Genomic DNA, 6,807 nt, shown 5'->3' with positions numbered 1-6,807 from the left:
GCGTGCGCCGCCAGCCGCGCCGCCCGCCTCACCAAGATCGTCGGAATCCGACGATCAGTGCACGAAAACGCCCACGAATGTCGGCATCCGACGATCAAGACGGCGCGAACTCCCATGACTGTCGGAAGCCGACGATCATGCGCTGCGGCTGGCGAGACGGCGGCTGACGAGACGGCGGCTGCCGACGATCGTGCTGCGCAGCGGTAGCCCTAGATCATGTGCCCCTGATCAGCGCTGACCGGCCGTTTTCGAAGATCATGTGCCTGCCATCAGCGCTGAGAGCCCGTTTTTCGCTGACCACGGGAACTTGATCACCGATTCGGGCCCGGAAACGCAGATGGAGGGCACATGATCTTCGGAGTGCCCACGGCCGGGCCGGGGCTGCGCCCACGGCCGGGCCGGGGCTGCGCACCCACGGCGCTCGCGGAGCTGATGCGGGTCAATGGGTCTTCGCGGTACGCCGCCCGTGCCCGTTCTCCCGGTGGTGGGCCAGCTCGTCGTGCTGATGATCGTCACCAGCCGGATCGGCATGCACGAACGCTCTGGTCAATCGGGGTACGGCGTGGATCAGCCGATGTTCGGCGTCCACCGCGATGGCGTGCGCCCGCGCGATGGTCAGACTCGGGTCGACGCTGATCTCGCATTCGGCCCGCAGCTGGTGGCCGATCCACCGGAGGTGGACGTCGCCGACGCCGGCCACTCCGGGCGTACTCGTCAAAACGGTGGTGACTTGGTCGACGAGGTCGGGATCGACCGCGTCCATCAGTCGCCGGTACACCTCGCGTGCCGCATCTTTCAGCACGAACAAGATGGCCACCGTGATCAACAAGCCCACGACCGGGTCCGCCCACCGCCAGCCGATCGCGACGCCGCCGGCTCCGAGCAACACGGCCAATGACGTGAAGCCGTCGGTACGCGCGTGCAGGCCGTCGGCGACGAGTGCGGCCGAGCCGATCCGTCGTCCGACGGCGATCCGATAACGGGCCACGAGTTCGTTGCCGGCGAACCCGATGAGCGCTGCGACGGCGACGACCCACAAATGAGTCACCTCGGCAGGGTTCAGCAGACGGCGTACCGCCTCATAACCGGCGACCACCGCGGACGCCGCGATGAACACGACGATGACGATCCCCGCGAGATCTTCCGCGCGGCCGTAACCGTAGGTGTAGCGGCGAGTGGGGCGTCGGCGGCCGAGGAGGAACGCGATCCCGAGCGGTACCGCGGTGAGCGCGTCGGCGACGTTGTGCAGCGTGTCGCCGAGGAGAGCGACCGAACCGGAGAGGACGACCACGATCGCCTGCAGCACCGCAGTTACGCCCAGTACGCCGAGCGAGATCCACAGTGCGCGAAGGCCGTCGCGGGAGGTCTCCATCGCGGAGTCGACCTTGGCCGCCGCGTCGTGCGAGTGCGGGGTGACCAGGTGGGTCAGTCGATGCCACAGGCCTTCGCGGTGCTCGTGCCCATCGTGCTCATGCCCGTGGCCGTCATGCTCGTGGTCGTGATCATGGTCGTGCTCGTGCGACCCACTCATGAGCGTGAGCGTATCGACGATCGCCCGATGCGGAAACGGAGCGCGCCGATTGATCATGCGCTTCGGGGAATGATCAGGCAGCTCGGGACACGACACGCCGGGCGATCATGCCCGAAAGTTCATGATCGCGCGGGCGGGGGCAGGGATCGCCCGGGCGATCATGCCCGAAAGTTCATGATCGCGCGGGCGGGGGCAGGGATCGCGCGGGCGGGGGCAGGGATCGCGCGGGCGGGGGCAGGGAACGCGCGGACGGGGGAGGGTGGGACCTGGGAGAATGGAGGGCGTGGTGCAACAGGAGTCGCAGGAGGTCAGGCCCGATCTCGCCCGGGTGTTCGACTCGATCGGCGCGCACTACGGCGAGGCGTTCTCCGACAAACCCGGCCAGCACGAGACCGGCGAGTGGCTGTTGGAGCGGCTCGGGGAGACGCCGCGCCGGCCACCGGTCGTGCTCGACGTCGGCTGCGGGACGGGCTTACCCACGGCACGGCAGTTGGTGGCCGGTGGCTGCGAGGTCGTCGGCGTCGACGCGTCACCGGTGATGCTGGACATCGCCCGGCACGAGGTTCCCGAGGCCATCTTCGTCGAGCGTGACCTTCATGATCTCGCCGGACTCCACCCGTACGAGGACAAGTTCGACGCCGCGGTCGCGTTCTTCTCGCTGCTCGTCCTGCCGCGTACGGAGATCGAGGATGTGCTCGAAGACATCCGGCGCGAACTCAAGCACGGCGCGTTCTTCGCGCTGGGCATGGTCGAGGGGGACACCGACTACCTGCTTCGCGAGTTCCTGGGCGAGAAGGTGCCGCTGACCGCGTACCCGCGGGGCGAGCTGCGCGATCTGCTCACTCGCCACGGCTTCGCGGTGGTCGAGCTGCTCGCGCAGGATTGGGCTCCGCCGCCGGGCAGCCCCGCCCCGCACCAGACCCACCTCTACGCGCGGTGCCAGCTCATGGGCCACAATCTGCCCGACTGGGGCTGAAGCGCCGTCGCGGCGAAAGCCACGAAAATCGTCAATACCACGGGTACGCCTAAAGCCCACCGAAGGCTGGTGAGCTGGGCGAAGCCGCCGATCATCACGGGGCCGACCAGGAATCCGGCGTACCCCATGGCGGCCACCCGGGCGATGGCCTGCCCGGCTCGGGCCGGGTTCCGATTTCCGGCGGCGGCGAACACCTGCGGCGCGATGCAGGCCAGCCCGGCGCCGAGGCAGCCGAAGCCCACCACCGCCGCGATGGGGTGCCCGATCGCGAGGGCGGCCGCGAGACCTACCGCGGCGACTGCTGCGCTTGTGCGTACCAGTTGAGTTTGACCGAGACGCGCGGCGAGCTTGTCGCCGACGAGCCGCCCGCCGGTCATCGCTATCGCGAATGCCGCGTAGGCCGCCGCCGCGAACCCGGCGGTGCTGCCCAGACCGTCGCGGAGGTAGACGGAGCTCCAGTCGGCGGCGGCGCCTTCGCCCACGAGACAACAGAATGCGAGTACGCCGAGCAGGAGGACCCCGCTGGTCCGGTGTGGAGTGTCGGGAGTGGACGGCACGGGCTCGGCCCGCAGCACGAACCGTGAGCAGCCCGCGGCGAGGGCCGTGAGCAGCGCGGCGAGGCTGAGGAAGGTGACGCGGGGGCTGAGCTCGGCCCAGGCGAACAGCCCGCCGTACGCGGCTCCGAGGAAGCCGCCGACGCTGTAGACGGCGTGGAACGAGGTGATGATGGGCTTGCCCCAGGCCCGCTGGATCTCGACGGCGTTGGCGTTCATCGAGATGTTGAGCAGGCCGTGCACGGTTCCGAAGAGGAGGAGGCAGGCGATCAGAACGGCCAGGTTCGGGGCGAAGGCCGGAGTGACCAGCGCGATTCCTTCAGCGAACGAGACCGGGACCAGTACGCGCCAGCTCCCGAGCCGATCGACGAGCCGCCCGGCGACCTGCATGCCGATGATCGCGCCGAGCGCGAAGGCGAGCAGACCCAGACTGAGCGAGCCGTCGGTGAGCCCGAGGTCCCGCTTGATCGCCGGGATGCGGGCGGTCCACGCGCCGAGAGCCGTGCCGAACAGCAAGAACAGGGCTGAGGTAGCGATCCTCGCCCGATGCAGGCCATCCGTGGGAGCGCTACCAGACATCCGCCCATCTTGCGCCGGATCAGACGTCCGTGTCGAGGGCCCGGGTACTGGATCAGGGATCTGTGCCGAATCTTGGGTCAAGATTCGACCGAGAACCCTGATCCAGCGGGGCGAGGGTCAGCGGCTGATTTCGACCCCGTGTACGCCGGCCAGCCCGCGCAGCCGTTCGCCGATGACGCTGAGACTTGTGCCGTTCTGTGGTTGCGAGGTCAGGACGAGGGCCTGACCGGTGAGGGCGTAGGAGACGCGCAGGACCCGGGATCGGGGCAGCGCCTCCATGACCTCCTGCTCGACGCGGTCCAGCCGCGCGTCCGGTTCCAGGGTCAGGGTGATCTCCAGCAGTCGCCGACGCGGTAGCGCTTCCCGCTCGACGTACTTCACGAGCGACAGCACTAGCAGCGCCAACGCGGTCGTGGCGATCGCCGGGAACCACCAATGCAGGCCGACGGCGGTGCCGATCGCCGCAGTGACCCATAGCGAGGCGGCTGTCGTGAGACCGCGGATGTTCGCGCCTTCGCGGAGGATCGCGCCACCGCCGAGGAACCCGATGCCGGTCACGACTTGGGCGGCGATACGGGTCGGATCAGTGCCGACCAACTGTGCGCCGGACAGCGTGAACAGTCCGGCCCCGAGGCAGACCAGCATGTGCGTACGCAGGCCGGCGGGTTGTGCGTTGAGCTCGCGCTCGAGCCCGATGGACGCGCCGAGAGCGGCCGCGACGGCGATCTGAGTCAGCACAACCCACTGGTCCATGACTCATCATCTACCCGGGTCCTCGGGTTGACACGTAGGACACCAGTACGTGATTCGCTCGCCTTGCTCCTGTTTGCGGATCAGGGTGCCGCAACGGCGGCAGGGCATCGAGCGCCGACCGTAGACATAGGTCGTTTCGCCCCGGCGGAGTGAACCGGTGGTGCTCTGGGTCCACCGGCCCTTGTTGGCCACGAGCAGCCGATGGGCCAGTCCGGCGATCCTCGGCAGCCGATCGGTGATCCGCGCGACCGGGGTCCACGGCCAGATCCCTTGCAGGAACAGGATTTCAGCCTTGTACAAGTTACCGATGCCGGCGAGGTTCCGCTGATCGAGGAGCGCTTCGGCGATCTCCCTCGCCGGATCGGCGGCCAGGCGCCGCACGGCTTCGCCGGCGTCCCAGTCGTCGCCGAGCAGATCGGGTCCGAGGTGCTGGAGGAGCGCCTTCTCGCCGGTGGTGGGCAGGAGCTTCAGCTCGTGCAGGTGGTAGCCGACGGCGGTGGCCCGCTCGGTCTTCAGGACCACCCGGATGAGGTGGGCGGGCTTGCCGCTCCAGCGTTCCCCGGCGGCGAACACTCGCCAGGACCCGTCCATGCGCAGGTGCGAGTGCAGCGTGACACCGCCGCTGAGCCGGAGGAGCAGGTGCTTGCCCCGGCTGGCGGAGTCCTCGACGGTGCGCCCGGCTAGGTCGGCCGTCGCCAACTGCGGTACGCGGAAATCCGAGCCGGTCAGCGTCTGCCCGACGAGCCGGTCCAACGACCGGGCCGTGTTCCAGACGGTGTCGCCCTCGGGCATCAGGCGTACTGCTTCGCCAGCTCGTCGAGGGCGCGGTCGACCATCCCCGGCAACGACCGGCGGCCGGGCCGGGTGCCTTCGTCCAGCCAGACCGTGATGGCGGCGCGCAGGGCGGCCAGGAACGCGGCGGCCAGTACGCGCGCGGCCAGCGGATCGAGTCCGCCGGGCCGGCTCACCAGCTCGTCGGCGATGCCCTGCTCGAGTCGTCCGTGGTTGGCGACCTGCTGGGCGAGGATCGCCGGATGCAGCCGGACCAGCCGGAGCTGGGCGACCCATTGCGGATCGAGATTCTCCAGGCCGGTGTAGAGGTGGGCGGCGCTGCCGCGTAACGCCTCCCATGCAGTCCGGTCGGACGGCTGGGCGCGGAGCTGCTCGACCAACTGTTCGCCCCGGCTGCGATCGCCGTAGAGGAGCGCATCCTCCTTGCTCGCGAAGTAGTTCGAGAACGTCCGGCGGGAGACCAGCGCGGCGTCGGCGATCGCGTCCACCGTGACCTCGGCGTACCCCCTGTCCACGGCCAGCCGCAGGGCCGCCTCGTGCAGCGCCTGGCGGGTGGCGGCCTTCTTCCGCTCCCGAAGGCCCTCCGGAGCCTGGGCGGCCTGGGGGACTGTCTCGGTGGTCACACCCGGAGTCTACCGCTGTGCATAATTGCACGTTGAGAAACTTTGCTCACTGAGCAAGTTTGTGCGACGCTGGTGGTTGATCTCTTGGAGGCACCATCGTGAGCACTGCTCCCCCCAATGCCACATCGGCGTCCGGCGGCTTGGCCCCTTCTGGCGCGGCCCCTTCTGGTGCGGCCCCTTCTGGTGCGGCACCGATGAATCACCGCGAGGTGATGGAATCGCTGAGCGGCCTGCTGCTCGTCCTGTTCGTCGCGATGATCAGCAGCACGATCGTCTCGACCGCGCTGCCCAAGATCCTCGGTGCGCTGAACGGAACGCAGACGCAGTACACCTGGGTGGTCACGGCGACCCTGCTGACCGCCACCGCCAGCACCCCGATCTGGGGCCGGCTCGCCGACCTGTTCAACAAGAAGATCCTGGTGCAGATCGCCATCGTGATCTTCGTGGCCGGATCGATCGTCGCCGGGCTCGCCCACAACGCCGGTCAGCTCATCGCCGCCCGAGCCTTCCAAGGCATCGGCGTCGGCGGCCTCCAGGCGCTGGTCCAGGTCGTGATCGCGGCGATGATCCCGCCTCGCGAGCGCGGTCGCTACAACGGCTACCTCGGCGGGGTGATGGCCTTCGCGACTGTCGGCGGTCCGCTGCTCGGCGGGGTCATCGTCGACACCTCCTGGCTCGGCTGGCGCTGGTGCTTCTTCGTCGGCGTACCGATCGCGGCGCTGGCGTTCCTGGTCCTCCAGAAGACCTTGCACTTGCCGACCGTTCGGCAGACGAACGTGAAGATCGACTACTGGGGTGCGGGTCTCATCGCCGCCGGCGTCTCGATCCTCCTGATCTGGGTCTCCTTCGTCGGCAACTCGTTCGACTGGCTCTCCGGGGAGACCGCCGCCATGGTGGGCGCAGGCGTCGTGCTCCTCGCGATCGCCGTCTGGGTCGAATCGCGGGCGGCGCAGCCGGTCGTCCCGCTCCAGATCATCCGTCGGCGTACGCCGGCCCTGT

General features: G+C 68.9%; 7 protein-coding genes. 2 read left to right on the top strand and 5 right to left on the bottom strand.

The annotated features are described in order from the left end of the window. Positions 1 to 439: 439 nt before the first annotated feature. Entirely contained in the window at positions 440 to 1,531 is a 1,092-nt protein-coding gene (locus HOV77_RS29365) for a cation diffusion facilitator family transporter (RefSeq protein ID WP_290867868.1), read from the bottom strand. 283 nt (positions 1,532 to 1,814) lie between these two features. Here HOV77_RS29365 and HOV77_RS29360 point away from each other — a divergent pair, with 283 nt between their 5' ends. Next, a complete protein-coding gene (locus tag HOV77_RS29360; RefSeq protein WP_290867866.1) occupies positions 1,815 to 2,507 on the top strand; it encodes a class I SAM-dependent methyltransferase in 693 nt (230 codons plus the stop codon). Here HOV77_RS29360 and HOV77_RS29355 read toward each other — a convergent pair. The 4 genes from HOV77_RS29355 to HOV77_RS29340 all read right to left on the bottom strand — a co-directional run bounded on the left by HOV77_RS29355 (position 2,459) and on the right by HOV77_RS29340 (position 5,808). After that, positions 2,459 to 3,640 carry an MFS transporter gene (locus HOV77_RS29355; RefSeq protein WP_290867863.1) on the bottom strand — a complete coding sequence of 394 codons (1,182 nt, stop codon included), beginning with the start codon at positions 3,638 to 3,640 and terminating at the stop codon, positions 2,459 to 2,461. The genes HOV77_RS29360 and HOV77_RS29355 overlap by 49 nt on opposite strands. 117 nt (positions 3,641 to 3,757) lie before the next feature. Then, positions 3,758 to 4,393, bottom strand: a complete 636-nt coding sequence (locus HOV77_RS29350) for an MgtC/SapB family protein (RefSeq protein WP_290867860.1) — start codon at positions 4,391 to 4,393, stop codon at positions 3,758 to 3,760. A gap of 6 nt (positions 4,394 to 4,399) precedes the next feature. Then, positions 4,400 to 5,185 (bottom strand): DNA-formamidopyrimidine glycosylase family protein, encoded by a 786-nt coding sequence (locus HOV77_RS29345; RefSeq protein ID WP_290867857.1) that lies wholly within the window; start codon positions 5,183 to 5,185, stop codon positions 4,400 to 4,402. Continuing rightward, positions 5,185 to 5,808, bottom strand: a complete 624-nt coding sequence (locus tag HOV77_RS29340; RefSeq protein WP_290867854.1) for a TetR/AcrR family transcriptional regulator — start codon at positions 5,806 to 5,808, stop codon at positions 5,185 to 5,187. The genes HOV77_RS29345 and HOV77_RS29340 overlap by 1 nt, the downstream gene beginning before the upstream one ends. Positions 5,809 to 6,002: 194 nt before the next feature. Between HOV77_RS29340 and HOV77_RS29335 the strand changes: the two genes are divergently transcribed. After that, a partial coding sequence (locus tag HOV77_RS29335) for an MFS transporter (protein WP_290867851.1) occupies positions 6,003 to 6,807 on the top strand: 805 nt, incomplete at its 3' end.

It is taken from the genome of Hamadaea sp. (genome assembly GCF_013362815.1).
In the GTDB taxonomy this organism is placed as follows: domain Bacteria; phylum Actinomycetota; class Actinomycetes; order Mycobacteriales; family Micromonosporaceae; genus Hamadaea.
The sequence above is the reverse complement of the archived record's forward strand: the minus strand, read 5'-3'. Positions and strand labels throughout refer to the sequence as shown.